Genomic DNA, 1215 nt, shown 5'->3' on the forward strand with positions numbered 1-1215 from the left:
TCCCGGCGATCAACGGCAGCACCGCGAGCACCAGGAGGCCGGTCGAGGTCTGGCCGGTGGCCTCCTTGACCCAGCCGATCAGATAGGGACCGCCGAAGCCGGCGAGATTGCCGATCGAGTTGATCAGGGCGATGGCGCCGGCCGCCGCCGTGCCGGAGAGCCAGGAGGTCGGCAGGGTCCAGAACACGCCGAAGCAGCAGAACACGCCGACCGCGGCCACCGTCAGCACCACCGTCGTGAGGGTGGGATCGGTGAGATAGGAGGAGACGCCGAGCGCGACGGCGGTGAGCAGCAGCGGGGCGCCGACATGCATGACGCGCTCGCGGCTCGCATCCGAATGCCGCGCCCACAGGATCATGGCGATGGTGCCGAACAGATAGGGAATCGCGGTGACGAAGCCGGTCTGCGCGTTGGTGAGGCCGAACGCCTTGACGATCTGCGGCAGCCAGAACTGCATGCCATAGAGCGCACCGACAAAGCCGAAATAGATCAGGCTGAGCGCGATCACCTTCGGCGAGGACAAGGCTTCGCCCAGCGAGGGATGCTTCACGGCCTGCTTGATGGCGATCTCGGCATCGAGCTTCGCCTTGAGCCAGGCCTTCTGCTCGGAAGAGAGCCAGTCCGCCTTCTCCGGCTTGTCGGTGAGATAGAACCAGGTGACGATGCCGAGCAGCACCGAGGGGATGCCCTCGATGATGAACAGCCACTGCCAGCCCTTCAGCCCCATCATGCCGTCGAGCCCGAGCAAGAGGCCCGAGATCGGCGCGCCGATCACGGTCGAGACCGGCACCGCGATGGCGAAGGCCGCGAGGAAGCGGGCGCGATATTCGGCCGGGTACCAATAAGTGAGATAGAGGATGATGCCGGGGAAGAAGCCGGCCTCGGCGACGCCGAGCAGGAAGCGCAGCACGTAGAAGCTGGTGACGCCGCTCACCACCGCCATCAGCGCCGAGATGATGCCCCAGGTCACCATGATGCGGGCGATCCAGCGGCTCGCGCCGAATCTTTCCAGCGCGAGGTTGCTCGGCACCTCGAAGATGAAATAGCCGATGAAGAAGATGCCGGCGCCCCAGGAGAAGATCAGCGGCGTGAATTTCAGCTCGGCGTTCATGGTCAGCGCGGCGAAGCCGAGATTGACGCGGTCGAGATAGGAGAAGAAGTAGGCCAGCACCAGGAACGGAATCAGGCGCCAGGAGATGGCGCGGATGGTCGAGG

At 65.1% G+C, this 1215-nt stretch carries 1 protein-coding gene; it reads right to left on the reverse strand.

Translation table 11 applies throughout. The features are described from left to right. On the reverse strand, positions 1-1215 hold a 1215-nt coding region (locus EAV90_RS39155; protein WP_129146478.1), incomplete at both ends, for an MFS transporter.

The organism is Bradyrhizobium vignae, assembly GCF_004114425.1.
GTDB lineage: Bacteria > Pseudomonadota > Alphaproteobacteria > Rhizobiales > Xanthobacteraceae > Bradyrhizobium > Bradyrhizobium vignae.